The sequence below is a fragment of the Neobacillus cucumis genome, assembly GCF_023715505.1.
The window spans coordinates 71,881-89,201 of the sequence record NZ_JAMBOH010000005.1 but is presented as its reverse complement, the minus strand read 5'-3'; the positions used below and the strand labels follow the sequence as shown (position 1 = coordinate 89,201).

The following is a 17,321-nucleotide window of genomic DNA, read 5'->3' as shown; positions in this document are numbered from 1 at the left end:
TTTCTTTTGACTTTTTTCGTCCAAGCCGGAATATGTCTTTTCACAGATGAATATAGTAGCAGTGGAATGTTATAACCTGATTTGTTCATGAAATGCTCATGCGGGATCGGGATTTTTCTAAGGGGGAGCTAGGAATGGAAATATTAAAAGTTTCAGCAAAATCTAATCCTAATTCTGTAGCTGGTGCGCTTGCCGGAGTTCTGCGTGAAAGAGGTGCAGCAGAAATACAGGCAATTGGTGCGGGTGCATTGAATCAAGCCGTAAAGGCAGTAGCAATTGCAAGAGGATTCGTAGCACCTAGCGGAGTTGATTTGATCTGTATCCCTGCGTTTACCGATATTTTAATTGATGGGGAAGAACGCACAGCGATAAAGCTGATTGTAGAGCCGCGCTGAAAGAGATAGCCATCAGTAAAAAAACAGCATGATTATCACATACTTACCTGCTTTCGGAATTAGTCCGAGCAGGTTTTTTGTGTTTAAAAGTATATAAGAATTAATAAAATACTATACTGCTATATAACACAACCAAAAGAAGGAATAATAATTATGTTGAAGAAATCTAGTATTACCACGTTTAAATGTATATTTTAACTTAATTTTCCCAGTGATGTAATAGCCATTTTTTAATAATAAAAAAATATTCATATTTTAGACAATATTTCGAGCCAAAGGGTTGCAATTTTAACTTCTTAGGTCTAGAATTGTAAGCGTTTAGTACATATTCTAATTCTGACTATTTAGTCTTTAACCGATTTCATAGACTAATTTCTAGTGGATTACTTGGAATTGTGCTATAATTAACATGATTTAGACTACTTATTTTATACATATCCAAAGGGGTGTAAGGGAATGATCAATCAACTTTCGTGGAAAGTTGGCGGACAACAAGGGGAAGGTATTGAAAGTACTGGGGAAATCTTTGCTATCGCATTGAATCGCCTAGGATATTACTTGTATGGTTATCGTCACTTTTCATCTCGTATTAAAGGCGGTCATACAAATAATAAAATCAGAGTTAGCACAACAGAAGTTCGTTCTATTTCTGATGACCTGGATATCCTTGTAGCATTCGACCAAGAAACTATTGATGTTAACTACCAAGAACTGCACAGCAAGGGAGTAATCTTAGCTGATGCGAAATTTAATCCAAAAAAGCCAGAAGACACTGAAGCTTCGTTGTATGCGGTTCCATTCACTGAAATTGCAACAGAACTAGGGACTTCCTTAATGAAGAACATGGTTGCCATTGGGGCTACCTCTGCTGTTCTAGATTTAGATATTCAAGTTTTTGAAGTAGTAGTTCGAGAGATTTTTGGTAAAAAAGGTGACAAGGTTGTAGCTAAGAATATGGATGCAATTAAAGCCGGCTACGATTATATGAAAGAAAAAATGGATGCTTCTGTACCGACTATGGTATTAGAAAAAGCAGATGGAAAGCACCGTATGTATATGATTGGAAATGATGCAATTGCATTAGGAGCTTTAGCAGGCGGATGCCGCTTCATGGCTGCTTATCCAATTACACCAGCTTCAGATATCATGGAATATTTAATTAAGAAGTTACCGGCAGTAGGCGGAACCGTTATTCAGACGGAAGATGAAATTGCCGCATGTACAATGACAATTGGCGCAAGCTATGGTGGTATCCGTGCTTTAACTGCTTCATCAGGCCCTGGATTATCATTGAAAATGGAAGCAATCGGTCTAGCAGGTATTACTGAAACTCCGCTAGTTATTGTTGATACACAGCGTGGAGGTCCTTCAACTGGTCTTCCGACAAAGCAAGAACAGTCGGACTTAATGGCAATGATTTACGGAACACATGGTGAAATTCCAAAAATCGTTTTAGCGCCAAGTACAGTTCAGGAAGCGTTCTATGATACTGCTGAAGCCTTTAACCTTGCTGAAGAGTATCAATGTCCGGTCATTGTTTTATCTGACCTTCAATTATCATTAGGTAAACAAACCGTTGAACCTCTAGATGTATCTAAAGTAGAAATTAGACGTGGAAAGCTTGTAACAGAAGAGCTTCCAGAGATTGAAAATAAAGGCTATTTCAAGCGCTACGAAGTAACAGAAGATGGCATTTCACCTCGTACCATTCCTGGTATGAAAAACGGAATCCACCACGTTACTGGAGTTGAGCATGCTGAAACTGGGAAGCCATCAGAATCTGCATCAAACCGGATTGCGCAAATGGATAAACGTATGCGTAAAGTGGAAAAGATCCGCTTTAACACACCTGTTTATACAAATGCACCACATGAAAATCCAGATTTATTAATTGTAGGATTTAACTCTACACGCGGCGCCATAGAGGAAGCAATGGTTCGATTAGAGAAAGACGGCTTGAAAGTAAATCATGCCCAAATTCGTCTAATTCATCCATTCCCAACGGAAGAAGTTCTTCCATTAGTACAAGCTGCGAAAAAAGTTATTGTCGTAGAAAACAATGCGACAGGACAATTAGCAAACATTATGAAAATGAATATTGGTCATGCTGAGAAAATTACAAAATATGTTAAATATGATGGGAACCCATTCCTACCACACGAAGTTCATTCAAAATGTAAGGAGTTGTTCTAAGTGGCCACTTTTAAAGAATTTAGAAATGATGTTAAACCGAACTGGTGCCCTGGTTGTGGCGACTTCTCCGTACAAGCAGCAATGCAGCGGGCAGCAGCAAATTGTGGTTTAGAACCAGAAAATTTAGCAGTAATTTCAGGGATCGGCTGCTCCGGCCGTATCTCTGGTTATATTAATTCATACGGCTTCCATGGAATTCATGGCCGCTCACTTCCAATTGCCCAAGGTGTTAAAATGGCTAACCGAGATTTAACTGTTATTGCTTCCGGTGGTGATGGAGACGGTTATGCAATTGGGATGGGGCATACGATTCATGCCATTCGTCGTAACGTTGATATTACTTACATTGTTATGGATAACCAAATCTATGGATTAACAAAAGGTCAAACATCCCCACGTTCGGCTGTAGGGTTTAAAACTAAATCTACACCGATGGGTTCGATTGAACAAGCGATTTCTCCAATGGAAATGGCATTAACTGTAGGGGCTACATTTGTGGCACAAAGTTTCTCTACGGACCTAAAAGATCTTACAGCACTAATTGAGGCTGGAATCAAACATAAAGGGTTCTCCTTAATCAACGTATTCAGCCCATGTGTAACTTATAATAAAGTGAACACATATGATTGGTTTAAGGAAAATCTAACAAAATTAAGCACAATTGAAGGTTATGATCCTTCTAACCGTGAACAGGCCATGCAGACATTAATGAAGCATAACGGCTTAGTAACCGGCCTTATTTACCAAAACACTGAGCGTCCTTCTTACCAAGAATTAATTCCTAGTTACTCTAAAGAACCATTAACCAAGGCAGAATTAAACCTTGACCAGGCACATTTTGATAAACTAGTTGCAGAATTTATGTAATGTATGTAAACTGACCCGTGGATGTCTAATCCACGGGTTTTTTACGACTTCTAATATGGGACAATCGCTTATTTCGGAAAAATCTATTCAATAATATTTTTTATGCATTCTTTACCAGGATAACATGTGTGTTGACAGGGATTTCTATTGTTTTCAGACATGTAAACCCTTATACTATAATAATGTGCGGACTTTTATATTGAGCACAGGTAATAAATAACAATTGGCAAATTAATAGACATTTCGAGATTATTTTTAAAGAAAGGGGTTATGAACAATGAATGAAAAACAAAGATTAGAAGGCCAGCAAGTAGCAGCTGATAATTCTTCGGACAAAAAATCCGCCAAGGATTACAGCAAATACTTCGAACAAGTCATTACGGCGCCTTCATTAAAAGATGCGAAAAAACGTGGTAAAGAAGAAGTAAAGTATCATAATGACTTTGCAATACCTGAAGAGTTTCGGGGAATGGGTAAAGGCCGTAAGTTTTACATCCGTACGTATGGATGCCAAATGAATGAGCATGACACCGAGGTAATGGCCGGAATATTCCTAGCATTAGGCTATGAACCCACAGACAGTACAGAGGATGCGAATGTCATTCTTCTAAACACATGTGCGATTCGTGAAAATGCCGAGAACAAGGTTTTTGGTGAGCTTGGTCATTTAAAAGCTCTTAAAATGGAAAAACCAGATTTACTTATAGGTGTTTGCGGTTGTATGTCACAAGAAGAATCGGTTGTTAAAAAAATTCTAAAAACCTATCACCATGTAGATATGATTTTTGGAACACACAATATCCACCGTCTTCCCAATATTTTGCATGAAGCCTACATGTCGAAAGAAATGGTAGTCGAGGTATGGTCAAAAGAAGGCGACGTTATCGAAAACCTTCCTAAGGTCCGTCGTGGAAAAATCAAAGCATGGGTTAATATTATGTACGGTTGTGATAAATTCTGTACCTATTGTATCGTTCCATATACACGTGGTAAAGAACGAAGCCGCCGCCCTGAGGAGATTATCCAAGAAGTGCGCCATTTAGCAGCACAAGGCTACCAGGAAGTTACCTTACTAGGTCAAAACGTTAATGCGTATGGAAAAGATTTAGAAGGATTGAACTATGGTTTAGGAGACCTTATGGATGAATTACGTAAAATCGATATTCCGAGAATTCGTTTTACCACAAGCCATCCACGAGACTTTGACGACCGCTTAATTGAGGTTCTTGCCAAAGGCGGCAACTTAATGGATCATATTCATTTGCCAGTTCAGTCAGGCTCAACAGATGTCTTAAAAATTATGGCTCGTAAATATACAAGAGAACAATATTTAGAGCTAGTTAGAAAAATTAAGGCGGCCATCCCAAATGTTGCTCTTACAACCGATATCATTGTGGGCTATCCTAATGAGACAGACGAGCAGTTTGAAGAAACCTTATCTCTTTACCGAGAAGTAGGGTATGAACTAGCGTATACCTTTATTTATTCACCACGTGAAGGGACACCAGCTGCAAAAATGGAGGATAATGTTCCAATCGAAGTGAAGAAAGAACGGCTTCAACGCTTAAACAATTTGGTGAATGAGCTTTCGTTAGAAGCAATGAAAAAGCATGTGGGTCAAACCCTTGATGTACTGATTGAAGGTGAAAGCAAGAACAATCCGGACGTCCTTGCTGGTTATACGACTAGAAGCAAGCTTGTAAACGTCATCGCACCAAAATCAGCTATTGGAAAAATTATTAAAGTAAAGATTACAGATGCAAAAACATGGTCATTAAATGGAGAAATGGTGGAAGAATTAGAACCAGTTGAGGTGAAATAAAGTGGCGAAGTATACAAAGGACGATATCGTCGCTCGTGCAGCAGAACTTGCTCGAATGATTGCGGACACAGACGAAGTAGATTTTTTTAAACGAGCAGAAGCTCATATTCACGATAATCAAAAGGTTAAAACCTTAATTTCTGATATTAAAGGGCTGCAAAAACAGGCTGTGAACTTACAACATTATGGTAAATCGGAAGCATTGAAGAAAGTCGAAGACAAAATTGCTTCAATCGAAAAGGAATTAGATGAAATTCCAGTGGTTCAGGATTTCAAACAATCTCAAGTAGATGTCAATGAACTACTTCAATTGATTGCTTCCACAATATCAAATACGGTAACTGATGAAATCATCCTTTCAACAGGTGGAGACGTATTATTAGGGGAAACAGGCGCTAGCTTGAAAAATGGCGGCGGAGCCTGTGATAATCATGGTGACTGCGATCACGAGCATTAAGATAAGCTTGAAGCGCCTTGGTCAGCCCCGATATAGGGCGACTTGTCGACTGGCCAGCGAAAGCAGGGCCAGAGACTAGTCGCCCTTAATGCGTACAGAAAGCAATAGCTTTCTGTAGCCAAGCATAAGACGAGCCGGCCGATGGGTTGCTTTTTGTTGGCTGTAGACCATCGAGGGGCTAGGCGCTGAAGCTAGACAATTCTCAAAGTCAAAAACTTTTATAATTTCTCAAAAAGAAAACCAGGCTTCTAAATGAAGTCTGGTTTTCTTTTTGTCCCTCGATTATTTTTCCTCGAAAAATAAACACGATCACCTTCCTGTTAAAGTACAGGCATGAAAGGCACACACCTATAAATCCCGCATAAAATGAAGCATGACTAAACTTTTAACCAGTAATCACAAAAATATATATCACACTAGTCTATATATCAGCATACGATGAAATGAAAATGAATGAGGAGGGTTCGCGCGAAATGGGAGAATATAGAGAGATAATTACGAAGGCCGTAGTAGCGAAAGGACGTAAATTCACCCAGTCCAATCATACGATTAGCCCGGCGCATAATCCAACAAGTATTCTTGGCTGTTGGATCATCAACCATAAATACAATGCGAAAAAAGTTGGCAAAACGGTAGAGATACACGGCTCGTATGATATCAACGTTTGGTACTCATTTAATGATAATACCAAAACAGAAGTGGTGACTGAACGTGTTCAGTACACAGATGTCATTAAGTTAAAGTATCGTGACCATGATTGCCTCGATGACAATGAAATTAGTGCTCGAGTGCTGCAGCAGCCTAACTGCTGTGAAGCTGTCATCTCCCCTAATGGTAACCGCATCATCGTCCATGTCGAAAGGGAATTCCTTGTAGAAATAATTGGTGAAACAAAGATTTGTGTCAAAGTAAGCCATGAAGCCTGCAAAGACCATGACGATGATTGGGGATTAGACGTAGATGACGAAGAGTTTGAGGAATTAAACCCAGATTTCTTAGTCGGCGGGGAAGAAGAATAAAGATACTAGGAAGGTAATACTTCCTAGTTTTTTTCTTTTCTTATGATTATATGATGTATTTTTATATTTAGAATTACTGCCAATAAATGTGCTTTTAATGAATGATACCTAAAAAACTCAGGGCATGCTAGATTCTAGGAGGTGCTAATATGGAGCCGCAACAACCTGGAAATAAAAAAATGCCTGATTTTGATCAATTAAATGATCGGATCATACTTGAAAGCACACCAACGCCAATGATCGTGATCAAAACAAATCTTGACCCGAAGGATGGGATTGAAAATAATCCTTATTATCAAGATGGGGATGTAAAAAATCCAAAAGCTGTTAAGAATTACTTTGAAGAATAAAAAGCCAAGGATTATTCCTGGCTTTTTTCCCATTCTAATTTTAATAAAGACAACATAAACGTATCATGGAACTGCTCATCCTGGTACATATAGCCACGCAGTAACCCTTCGTTTGTAAAACCTAATTTATCAAGTAATGCTAGCGATGCCTCATTTTCTGGGTAAACAACTGCACCCATGCGATGTAAACCCAGCTGTTTAAAACTAAACTTTAGTACCTCACTTAAAGCCTCTGTAGCAAATCCTTTTCTCCAAAAATAAGGGTGTAATTCATACCCGATTTCAGCTCGTTTATTTTTAAGATTTAACATGTTTAAACCAACGGTACCAATAATTCGTTGATTTTCCTTTAACTTGATCCCCCAGCGAATCCCCCGCTTATCAATATAGTTTTTGTAATAAATATCAATTAGACGAGTGGCTTCTGCTTGTAATGTAAAGCTGCTGGTTCCATAAAAACGGGTCACTTCATCTAATGATAGTATCTCATAAACCGCATTCATATGTTGATGGGTCAGTTCAATTAATTTTAATCTTTTGGTTTCTAAATTCGGAAAAGTCATCGACACACCTCTTTATTTTCACCATTTCATTTTAGAATAGCAGTTCAGAGCAATTATTTCTTTTATTGTATATTGGTCAAAAAGAAATATCTAGAATTAAGAAAAATATTTGATAGAATTCAGACTAAGAGTCTTTTTTTACAGGTGTACAAATTTTTTTAGAAGGTGTATTTATGAATATAAATGAGTATGTAAAATTAATTGAAACTGAATTACTGCCCTACGTAAACTTATCGGTCTTAAGTCCATTTGATCCAATCATTGTAGAGAACCGCTCCCATTCCTGGAGGACGATTGGCTGTGGCAATTATGCAGGGGTTTTTTTACATGAGTCTTACCCTGAATTGGTCGTAAAAGTGTATGGGCGTAATCATGAGGAGCTAGTAAAGGAAATTGAAGTATATAAAAAACTAGGAAACCATGAATCCTTTTCCAGGCTCTATGCATATGGAGAAAATTATTTGATTTTAAAAAAACTCGAAGGCATTACATTATTTAACGCAGTGATAAAGGGAGTTCAAATCCCTAAGGTTGTAATTGAGGATATCGACCGTGGCTTGGAATATGCCCGATCAGTTGGTTTAAATCCCTTTGATGTACATGGAAAAAACGTCGTCATGTTTAAAGGAAGAGGCTATATTGTGGACGTATCTGATTTCTATAAACCGGGTTATTGCCGAAAGTGGGATGATTTGAAAAAAGCTTATCACAAAATTTATCGGCCTTTTCTATTTAGATATCATCCCCCGATTCCTTTTCCTGTTGTAGACGGTATCCGTAAAGGCTATCGAATATACAGGAAAGTAAAAAGAAAATTGGAAAAATAAAACTGTTGGGCTGAATTTTCTGATAATATAGAATAGACCTGCATTTATTGGAAGGAGGGATATTGGTGCATTTCCCTTTCTATATTTTTGGGATCCACCCGCATCTGCTATTTGAAGCGTTAGCTTATTTTATCGGGTTCCGTGTTTATCTTTATACAAGGAATAAGGGAAGAATCCCATTAGATAAGGCCATATGGGTAGTTGTTGGTTCTACATTAGGGGCTGCCATAGGTTCAAAGGTCCTTTATTGGTTTGAAGATCCGGTAAAGACAGTGGAAAACTGGAATAATTTTGTTTACCTGGCAGAAGGAAAGACCATCGTAGGCGGATTATTAGGTGGATTGATTGGCGTAGAAACGGCCAAAAAGCTGATTGGCTGGACTCGTTCAACCGGAGATGACTTCGTCCTGCCGTTAGCAGTAGGGATGATGATTGGCAGGATTGGCTGCTTTTTAACAGGTTTAGATGATCATACTTATGGCGTTCCCACTTCCTGGAAAATAGGAGTAGATTTTGGGGATGGTGTGAAACGGCATCCAACCCAACTTTATGAAATCTGCTTCTTACTTTTACTTGTAGTAGTTTTATTTTATTTAAAAAGAAAGCAGCTGGGCTGGGAAGGTTTGTTGTTCCAATTATTTATGCTTGGCTATTTGTTTTTCCGTTTGATGATTGATTTTATAAAACCAACTCCACACCCGTATTGGATACTTAATAATATCCAACTTGCTAGTTTACTAGGCATCCTCTATTACATATGGCTTGTCTCAAAAAAACAATCAGATAAAAGGAGGGAAATCCATGCCTAACCGTCCCTATGTATTTTATGAACTAACGAACAGTATTTGTTCCACCTGTTTAAGAAAAGTAGAAGCAAAAGTTATCATTGAAAATGAAAAAGTATATTTAGTGAAACATTGTATGAAACATGGAAGAGAGAAAGTATTAATTTCAACAGATGTTGCCTATTATAAATGGTGCCGAGAGTTTATAAAACCATCTGAAATGCCCTATCGCTGGAATACCCCGATTAAGTATGGCTGTCCATATGATTGCGGCCTATGTCCCGATCATGAGCAGCATAGCTGTTTAACGCTCCTAGAAGTAACGGAACGCTGTAATTTGAAATGTCCCATCTGCTATGCAGAATCCTCGCCGCAAAAAGGAAGTTTCCGGAGCTTAGAGCAAATTGAATTTATGCTCGATAATATCATTAAAAATGAAAGGCATGCGGATATTGTTCAAATCAGCGGCGGGGAGCCTACTATCCATCCACAGTTTTTTGACATTCTTGACTTGGCAAAATCAAGGCCAATCCGGCATATAATGGTTAATACGAATGGTCTTCGAATTGCGGCCGATAAAAAGTTTGTAAAACGACTTGCCGCTTATTCGCCTGGATTTGAAATCTATCTTCAATTCGATAGTTTTGAAAAAGAAGCACTTGAAGAATTAAGAGGTGTGGACCTGAGAGACGTAAGACAAAGGGCCATCGAGAATTTGAATGAATACAACATTTCGACTACGCTTGTGGTAACACTGAAGAAGGGGTTGAACGACCACGAGGTTGGAAAAATCATTCAATACGGCTTGAAACAGAAATGTGTGAGAGGGGTTACGTTTCAGCCCATTCAAGCGGCCGGCAGATTGGAAGAGTACGACCCATCGACAAACCGTCTAACTTTAAGTGAAGTGCGGCAAATGATTATTGACCAGTCGAATGTATTTGGATCAAAAGACATCATACCTGTCCCATGCCACCCCGATTGTTTGGCGATGGGATATGCGTTAAAACAAAACGATACAGTTACTCCATTAACAGGTTTAATAGATCCGAACATCCTGCTAGAGGGCGAACGAAATACGATTGTATTTGAACAGGATGATCATATTAAAAATATGATTTTTAAATTGTTCTCCCTTAATCATTCACCGGATTCTTCGGCATTATCACTGCAGGATCTATTATGCTGTCTCCCAAAGGTGTCAATGCCTGGACAGATTGGTTATGATAATGTGTTTCGGGTTATAATCATGCAGTTTTTAGACGCCTACAACTTTGATGTTCGTTCTGTGAAAAAGTCCTGTGTTCATATTGCACACCCTGATGGCAGAATTATTCCGTTTGATACCTATAATTTATTTTATCGGGATGAGAAAGAATTGGAATTAAAAAAGATCCAAGTGGAACTCGAAGGGAAAATCTTTGTTGAAAATGAGAGATAGGGGGCCTCTAGTTGAATCCAAATCAAGGAAATAAACCAAAAGGAGCCTTAAAGGAACTTTGGGTGGGGATTGGGATTACAGTTGGAATATATTTGCTTGGATTATTGATCTTACTAGTATTCTCAGGTATATTTTTTCCTTATCTATTACTAGCCGCGATTGCTTTGATTGTTATTCCAATTGTCTGTTTTACAAATGGAAAGATTCGTATGGGGCAGGGGGCATTAATTGGCTTAGCGCTAAATATATTGTTATTTTCAGCCTGCTTTGGAATCATGATTACTAATCTAGGTGGATGAGGAGGAGTTGTAAGGATGGATGATCGTCAATTTCGCAATGCGATGGGCAAATTTGCTACCGGGGTAACAGTAGTGGCTACAGAAGTGGAAGGCAGTGTACATGGCATGACGGCTAATGCCTTTATGTCAGTATCACTGAGTCCGAAACTAGTGGTTGTCTCGATTTCTGAAAGAGCTCAGATGCTTGAAAAAATCAACCAAAGCGGAAAATTTTCAGTTAATATCCTCAGTAGTTCACAGCAAGACTTATCGATGATTTTTGCCGGACAGCAGAAAAATCATCATGAGGTAAAGTTTGAACGTTTAGGGGAGGTTCCCGTCTTAGACGGTGCTGTTGCACAAATTGCTTGTGAAGTTTCTGCTGCACATATTGAGGGAGACCATACCTTGTTCATTGGCAGGGTAACGGACATTCACATCGAAGATTTTGAGCCGCTCATTTATTTTAGTGGAAAATACCGTAAGCTGGCAGAAGGATAATCTCATTGCTAATTTTTTAGTTAGTACCCCAAAAAAAGATGAAGATGGACAGTTTAATAGTATAATTTTATTAGAAAGTATAAAGGGAAAATGCGCTGAAAAATTCAGCGCATTTTTTTGTGTTTTTGTGATATAACGTCCTTTAATTTTAAAATAAAAAATATTCAGAATACATTGACAAGTAAATTTGACCTATGTAGAATTACAGTTAGTAAAGGAAAGCGCTTTTTTTACCGTATCTACACATTTATTATTCAAAATCTGCAAAATTGAAATTTTAGTCTGGTTTAACTGAAGCCTTTAGTCTGTTGTTCTTGGTGGCCAACAAAGATGACAGAAAGCTATTCTGTGTTCGAGGTCAGTTCTTCTCCTCTGGGTAACATCTTCTCAACTATTATTGATTATAGGAGGTTCCACAATGGCAATGAAGACAATCAGTAGAAATTTTCTGAAGTTTTTGGTTGTAATTCTTGCATTTCAAGATGTAGCTGCAGGGGTAGCAGGATCCATTATGGCAGATATTATTAAAGCATTTCCAGACTACGACCCGACCATTGTCATGTTAGTCGCTACCTTTCCAGGATTAATTCAAATATTACCAGCCCTCTTTTATGGGAAACTTTCCAAAACGTTTAAGAAAAGAACACTTCTTTTTGTTGGTCTAGGCCTTTTCATCATCGGTGGAACGCTTCCTACCTTTATTGATAATCTTCCATTAATTATTCTGATGAGGGGTGTTCTAGGGTTAGGTGTAGGGATTACCATGCCATTATCAGTAGACGTTATTACTGATTTCTTTGATGGCAGAGAAAGAGACTTCTTAATTGGATTTGGAACCTCAACGATAGCTTGCATTGGAGCAATCTTTTTCCAATTAGTTGGTGGAATTTTAGCAGATGCTTATGGCTGGCAATATGGATTTTTAACTTATCTTTTCCCAATTTGGATATTGGCTGTAACCATTCTATATCTGCCTGAGCCTGAAAAGAAACAGCAGGTAGATTTAGCAGGAAATGAAGGCCATCTCAAAGTGAAATTACCAAAAGCAATATACTGGGTATGTCTAGGACAGGTTTTATACTCCGCATTAATATTTGGATACGTGACTAATATCTCTGTTGTGATACAAGCCGATCAATTAGGAAGTGCAACGGAGGCGGGCTTGGCTATTTCAGTTTTCACGTTTGGAACACTGCTGGCAGGGTTAGTTTTTGGGAAAATCAAACATAAGTTGCCTAATTATTACTTGCCGATTGCTGTTTTAGTGACAGGGATTGGTATGGCAATCTGTTATTTCTCTCCTTCCTTACCAGTTATTTTTGCTGGAAGTTTAGTTGGTGGTTTTGCAATGGGTGTTGGTTTGCCGGGAGTATTTACAAAGGTTACCGAGCTCACACCAACTGGAGCCACATCCGGTGCTGGTTTAGTCGTTGTCGGTCAAGGACTGGGTGGAATCCTTGGACCATTTGGGTTCCAAGTAGTTCAAAACCTGTTTAATCAAGGAATTGGCCGATTCCCATTAGCGGTAAGTGCGATTGGCTTAATTGTTTTGGCGTTAATCTGGGCATTGACAGTAAGAGCTCCAAAACGGGATTTAGAGGTTACAATCGGGCAGTAAACTTAAAAACCAAAGTTGTAAGAATAAAGCTAAAATGATGAAATAATTTCTTTTTCATTATTTTAGCTTTAATTTTTTACTTTAAATCAGTAGAAGGGTTAAAAAATAAAATATTTAGAATTTATTGACAAGTAAATGTGTATGAAGGTAAAATTATAGTTAATTAGAGAAAGCGCTTTATTTAGGGATATTTAACCTAAAAACAGTAAAAAAATCTAATGCTAAAATTTTAGTTACAGCTAAATGATAATGATTCCGGTAAAGGAGGTAAAAGAATGACATTTGTTGAAACCAAGAAGATTCAGACTGGAAACTATCTAACTTATATCCATGAGGGTGGTGAAAACGCTTCTCAAACGATTATTTTTCTTCATGGCAGCGGACCAGGTGCAAGTGCAAACACAAACTGGAAACATGTACTGCCCCATTACAAGGAAAGGTATCATGTCGTCGCACCTGACCTATACGGATTTGGTGAGACCGATCATCCGAAGGAATATCCAAAAAATGGTGCTGAATGGATGAGTGAGCGGGTACAGCAGGTTTTAGCTTTAATGGATTCCTTAGAGGTCCAAAAAGCTCACTTGGTTGGAAATTCCCTTGGAGGTGTTATTGCCCTTAATCTCCTCATGTACGCTCCAGATCGATTTGATCGTGTGGTCCTAATGGGTGCCGGTGGCGGCTTAACGGAACCAACTCCAGAGCTTGCCAAACTAGCAAACTTCCATAAGGATCCAAACCCGGTGGCATTTAAAAACTTATTAAGCTGGTTCTTATATGATAAGAGCGTGCTTGAAGATGAACTCGACGCAATCGTGGCGGAGCGATTAGAAACGTTCCTAAAACCGGAAGTACGCAGATCATACGAGGAAAATTTCACCAAGTCGCATCTTTCAGATATGCTAATCCCGCCTTCTGCATTAAAACAAATGGACCATTCAATATTACTAATCCACGGACATGGTGACAGATTTGTCCCACTAGAAAGCAGTCTTTATGTAATGGATTATTTGCCAAATGCACAACTTCACATTTTTAAACGTTGCGGTCATTGGGCACAGGTAGAGCAAAAAGAAAGATTTATTAAATTAACATCGGATTTTTTCAACGGGGAAATTTAAAGTAAGTATTCCATACACCGTTGGCCCCTATCATTAATAGATTAGATGATGATAGACTTCACAAAGGAATTACAATAATATAGGGGTAACTAAATTCTTGGAAAATAGTAGGTGTATGTGATGAAAATAGAAAAGGCTTACCGTTATATAAAAAGATTAATTATCGAAGGGATATTAGAGCCGGATAAAGCTGTAAATGTCAACGAAATCGCTGAAACATTAAAAATGAGCCGGACACCGGTTCATAAGGCACTATCAAAGCTAGAACAAGAAGGCTTTCTCACCATCATTCCCCAAGTTGGGGTCTTTGTGAAAAGACCTAACCCTGAAGAAGTAATCGAACGTCTGCTAGTCTGTGCGAACCTTGATGCTTTAATGACTGAGCAGGCAGCAATTCTATTAACTCAAAAGGACATTACTGATATGGAGTCTATTCTAGAAAGAATGGATATTCCCGATTTGACTGCTGACGAGTATAGCAGCCTCAACATTGATTTTCACCGCACAATTTATGAAGCCTCTAAGTTAACTTATACCTTCAACTTGGCAAAGCAACTTTGGGATTATCTCAATTTTGTTGGAAACCCAGAGGACTTATTCACAAAAGAACGTAGACAACAATCACAAATCGAGCATTGGATGATTTTCTATTATCTTAAAGAAAAAGATAGCAAGCTTGCTAAAAATTTAATGGAAAAACATATGCGCCGGGTAGCCCAGCTAGTTGGTGAAAAATATCAGGACATCAATTTAAACCTGCGTGTCCTAAACTAGTCCAAAAAACCACTAATCTAGGAGGTACAGTTTATGGAGCAAAGTGTATTAGATATTAAGAGAGAATTGGTGGAAAATGCTCGGTCCCTGATCCCAACATTACGAGAGCATAGTGAGGAAATTGAGAAAACCAATACGTTACCCCCAGCTGTTATCGAAGAAATGAAAAATAAAGGCACATTAAAAGTTTTACGTCCCCATCTATTTGGCGGTTATCAAACGAATATGAGAACCTATACAGAGGTTGTTACGGAAATTTCAAGAGGAAATGGATCAGCAGGCTGGTTTTGTGCATTGAGTAATATTAGGGATTATATGATATCTTATACGTTTGGTGAAAAGGCTCTAAGCGAAATTTATCCTCCAGGAAAAGATGTTGTGCTGGCTGGTAACTTTAAACCCATCAAATGTAATATTAAAAAAGTGGATGGCGGCTATTTTATTGAAGAAGCACAATGGCCGTTTGTTTCGGGCAGTCCACACGCCGACTGGTGCTATTTTGGGTTCCCAATCGCGGATGATAACGGCGGTGTTGAGATGGCGATTATGGTCATTCCACGGGATGAGTTAGAAGTACTTGATGACTGGTATGTAATGGGTCTTAAAGGCTCAGGAAGTAATAGCTGCAGGATTCAGAATGTATTTGTCCCTGAGCATCGTGTTTCGTTAGATCGATTGGCTAGTAAAGGTCATTATTTAGTTGAACCGCTTAAGGATGTTGCACTATACCGTTCTTCCTTTGTGCCGTCTCTAACATTATCCATCGTTGCTCCGGCATTAGGCCTTGCCCAGGCGGCCATGGATTTATATATGGAAAGACTTCCAAAGGCCGGAATTGGGAATACCTTCTATAATAAGCAAAACGAAGCACCGATTACTCATCTTCAGGTTGCGCAAGCACAGCTTAAAATTGATTCGGCTGAACTTCATCTTTACCGGGCTGTTGACAAGATTGATGAATATGCAGACCGAGGAATCATCATGGATAAAGCTGAAATTGTAAAAGTGAAAGCAGACTTTGGTTATGTGAACCAATTATGTAAAGAAGCTATTGATCTCCTTGTTGCCGGAGTAGGCTCTATGTTCACCTATGAAACGAACATGCTGCAAAGGGTTTATCGGGATTTTCTGACCATGCATTTACACGGCTTTATCACCCCATCCAGTTTAATCGAAACCTATGGCAGGGTACTGTGCGGACAGGAACCTAACACTTATTTTGTATAACTTTAGTGTAGTGAGAATTCGCAAGGTGCTAATTAACTTTTTCTGAAAAATGTAAGGGCTTTCCTATCAATTAATAGTTTAGGAGGATTCAAAATGAGTGTACCAGAGATTGCTAAGTTAGGGCATGTCGCATTGGTTACGGAAGATTTAGAGAAGTCACTGTGGTTCTATAAGGAAGTAATTGGGTTGGAAGAAACAGAAGTAGTAGACGGGACCCATTATTTACGGGCATGGGGAGATTTTGAACACCATACCCTTTCAGTTACAGCAGGAGAGAAAAATCATCTTGACCATATCGCCTGGAGAACTAAACGCCCAGAGGATGTAGAAGGATTCGCTAATCTATTAATAGAGGCGGGTACAGAAGTAACCTGGATCGAGGCCGGAGTTGAGGCAGGTCAAGGCAGAGCCATCCGATTCCAATTACCGAGTGAACACCGGTTTGAGATTTATTATGATATGGAAAAAACGCTGGCAGAACCATCTAAGCGCTCTGTATTGAAGAATCAGACTTATAAGTCTTGGGCACGCGGAGTTTCGCCAAGACGAATCGACCACGTCAACCTTTTATCTTCTCTTAAGGCAAATGTTATTTCAGATTACTTAAAAGAGAAATTAGGCTTTAAAATGCGTGAATACGTAAAAGCACCAGATGATTCTTTAATTGGGGCTTGGTTAAGTGTGACACCACTCGTTCATGATATTGCCGTCAGTCATGATCCATTTTCACCAACCACACACCAAATACATCATATTTCTTATTGGCTCGATAATTCTCAGGACCTATTAAGAGCAGCAGATATTTTAAAAGAGAATGGGATTTTCTTTAAAGGACCTGGTAAGCATGGAATTTCACAAGCCATGTATATCTACGCTATTGATCCGGGCAGCGGTTTACGAGTGGAAATGTTTACAAACGGTTACTTAATCTTTGAACCTGATTGGGAGCCGATTGAATGGACATTAGATGAGATGGACATCGGTTTTACGTTCTGGGGCGACCAAATGGACAATAAGCCAGAAAACAACCCAACGATTGAAGCATAAATTTTTTACAAGTATAAAAGTGATAGGATAGAAAGG

At 38.7% G+C, this 17,321-nt stretch carries 18 protein-coding genes; 17 read left to right on the top strand and 1 reads right to left on the bottom strand.

Features of this window, described 5'->3' with window-relative positions; translation table 11 throughout:
* The first annotated feature begins 134 nt into the window (after window positions 1–134).
* From spoVS to M3226_RS09440, 7 genes are all read left to right on the top strand, one after another.
* The gene (gene spoVS / locus M3226_RS09470; RefSeq protein ID WP_003211281.1) at window positions 135–395 is read left to right on the top strand and encodes a stage V sporulation protein SpoVS; all 261 of its coding nucleotides are present in this window, start codon (window positions 135–137) and stop codon (window positions 393–395) included.
* 456 nt (window positions 396–851) lie between these two features.
* Window positions 852–2,588: a 2-oxoacid:acceptor oxidoreductase subunit alpha gene (locus M3226_RS09465; protein WP_251564706.1), complete on the top strand. Its 1,737-nt coding sequence runs from the start codon at window positions 852–854 to the stop codon at window positions 2,586–2,588.
* Window positions 2,589–3,455: a 2-oxoacid:ferredoxin oxidoreductase subunit beta gene (locus M3226_RS09460; RefSeq protein WP_098528650.1), complete on the top strand. Its 867-nt coding sequence runs from the start codon at window positions 2,589–2,591 to the stop codon at window positions 3,453–3,455.
* Between the two features lie 277 nt (window positions 3,456–3,732).
* A complete protein-coding gene (miaB, locus tag M3226_RS09455; RefSeq protein ID WP_251564705.1) occupies window positions 3,733–5,277 on the top strand; it encodes a tRNA (N6-isopentenyl adenosine(37)-C2)-methylthiotransferase MiaB in 1,545 nt (514 codons plus the stop codon).
* 1 nt (window position 5,278) lies between these two features.
* A complete protein-coding gene (locus M3226_RS09450; protein ID WP_098528648.1) occupies window positions 5,279–5,734 on the top strand; it encodes a RicAFT regulatory complex protein RicA family protein in 456 nt (151 codons plus the stop codon).
* A 473-nt stretch (window positions 5,735–6,207) separates the two neighbouring features.
* The gene (locus M3226_RS09445; RefSeq protein ID WP_251564703.1) at window positions 6,208–6,753 is read left to right on the top strand and encodes an outer spore coat protein CotE; all 546 of its coding nucleotides are present in this window, start codon (window positions 6,208–6,210) and stop codon (window positions 6,751–6,753) included.
* A gap of 149 nt (window positions 6,754–6,902) precedes the next feature.
* Complete coding sequence (locus tag M3226_RS09440; protein WP_251564701.1) at window positions 6,903–7,103, top strand: hypothetical protein; 201 nt, start codon at window positions 6,903–6,905, stop codon at window positions 7,101–7,103.
* Between the two features lie 11 nt (window positions 7,104–7,114).
* On the opposite strand, the gene M3226_RS09435 is transcribed toward M3226_RS09440, so the two are convergent.
* On the bottom strand, window positions 7,115–7,666 hold the full coding sequence (locus M3226_RS09435; RefSeq protein ID WP_251564699.1) for a GNAT family N-acetyltransferase: 552 nt from the start codon (window positions 7,664–7,666) through the stop codon (window positions 7,115–7,117).
* 173 nt (window positions 7,667–7,839) lie between these two features.
* Between M3226_RS09435 and M3226_RS09430 the strand changes: the two genes are divergently transcribed.
* The 10 genes from M3226_RS09430 (at window position 7,840) to M3226_RS09385 (ending at window position 17,285) form a co-directional block, all read left to right on the top strand.
* Window positions 7,840–8,493 (top strand): serine/threonine protein kinase, encoded by a 654-nt coding sequence (locus M3226_RS09430; protein WP_251564698.1) that lies wholly within the window; start codon window positions 7,840–7,842, stop codon window positions 8,491–8,493.
* 65 nt (window positions 8,494–8,558) lie between these two features.
* Window positions 8,559–9,302 carry a prolipoprotein diacylglyceryl transferase gene (locus M3226_RS09425; RefSeq protein WP_251564696.1) on the top strand — a complete coding sequence of 248 codons (744 nt, stop codon included), beginning with the start codon at window positions 8,559–8,561 and terminating at the stop codon, window positions 9,300–9,302.
* Window positions 9,295–10,719, top strand: coding sequence for a radical SAM protein (locus tag M3226_RS09420; RefSeq protein ID WP_251564694.1), 1,425 nt, complete (start codon window positions 9,295–9,297; stop codon window positions 10,717–10,719). The genes M3226_RS09425 and M3226_RS09420 overlap by 8 nt, the downstream gene beginning before the upstream one ends.
* Before the next feature lie 11 nt (window positions 10,720–10,730).
* Window positions 10,731–11,018, top strand: a complete 288-nt coding sequence (locus M3226_RS09415; protein WP_251564692.1) for a hypothetical protein — start codon at window positions 10,731–10,733, stop codon at window positions 11,016–11,018.
* Window positions 11,019–11,033: 15 nt separating this feature from the next.
* Entirely contained in the window at window positions 11,034–11,498 is a 465-nt protein-coding gene (locus M3226_RS09410) for a flavin reductase family protein (protein ID WP_251564690.1), read from the top strand.
* Between the two features lie 418 nt (window positions 11,499–11,916).
* On the top strand, window positions 11,917–13,116 hold the full coding sequence (locus tag M3226_RS09405) for an MFS transporter (protein WP_251564688.1): 1,200 nt from the start codon (window positions 11,917–11,919) through the stop codon (window positions 13,114–13,116).
* 275 nt (window positions 13,117–13,391) lie between these two features.
* Window positions 13,392–14,237, top strand: a complete 846-nt coding sequence (locus M3226_RS09400) for an alpha/beta fold hydrolase (protein ID WP_251564686.1) — start codon at window positions 13,392–13,394, stop codon at window positions 14,235–14,237.
* Window positions 14,238–14,357: 120 nt separating this feature from the next.
* Window positions 14,358–15,011, top strand: a complete 654-nt coding sequence (locus M3226_RS09395) for a GntR family transcriptional regulator (protein WP_251564684.1) — start codon at window positions 14,358–14,360, stop codon at window positions 15,009–15,011.
* A gap of 33 nt (window positions 15,012–15,044) precedes the next feature.
* On the top strand, window positions 15,045–16,238 hold the full coding sequence (locus M3226_RS09390) for an acyl-CoA dehydrogenase family protein (RefSeq protein WP_251564683.1): 1,194 nt from the start codon (window positions 15,045–15,047) through the stop codon (window positions 16,236–16,238).
* 93 nt (window positions 16,239–16,331) lie between these two features.
* Window positions 16,332–17,285, top strand: coding sequence for a VOC family protein (locus M3226_RS09385; RefSeq protein ID WP_251564680.1), 954 nt, complete (start codon window positions 16,332–16,334; stop codon window positions 17,283–17,285).
* Window positions 17,286–17,321: the final 36 nt, after the last annotated feature.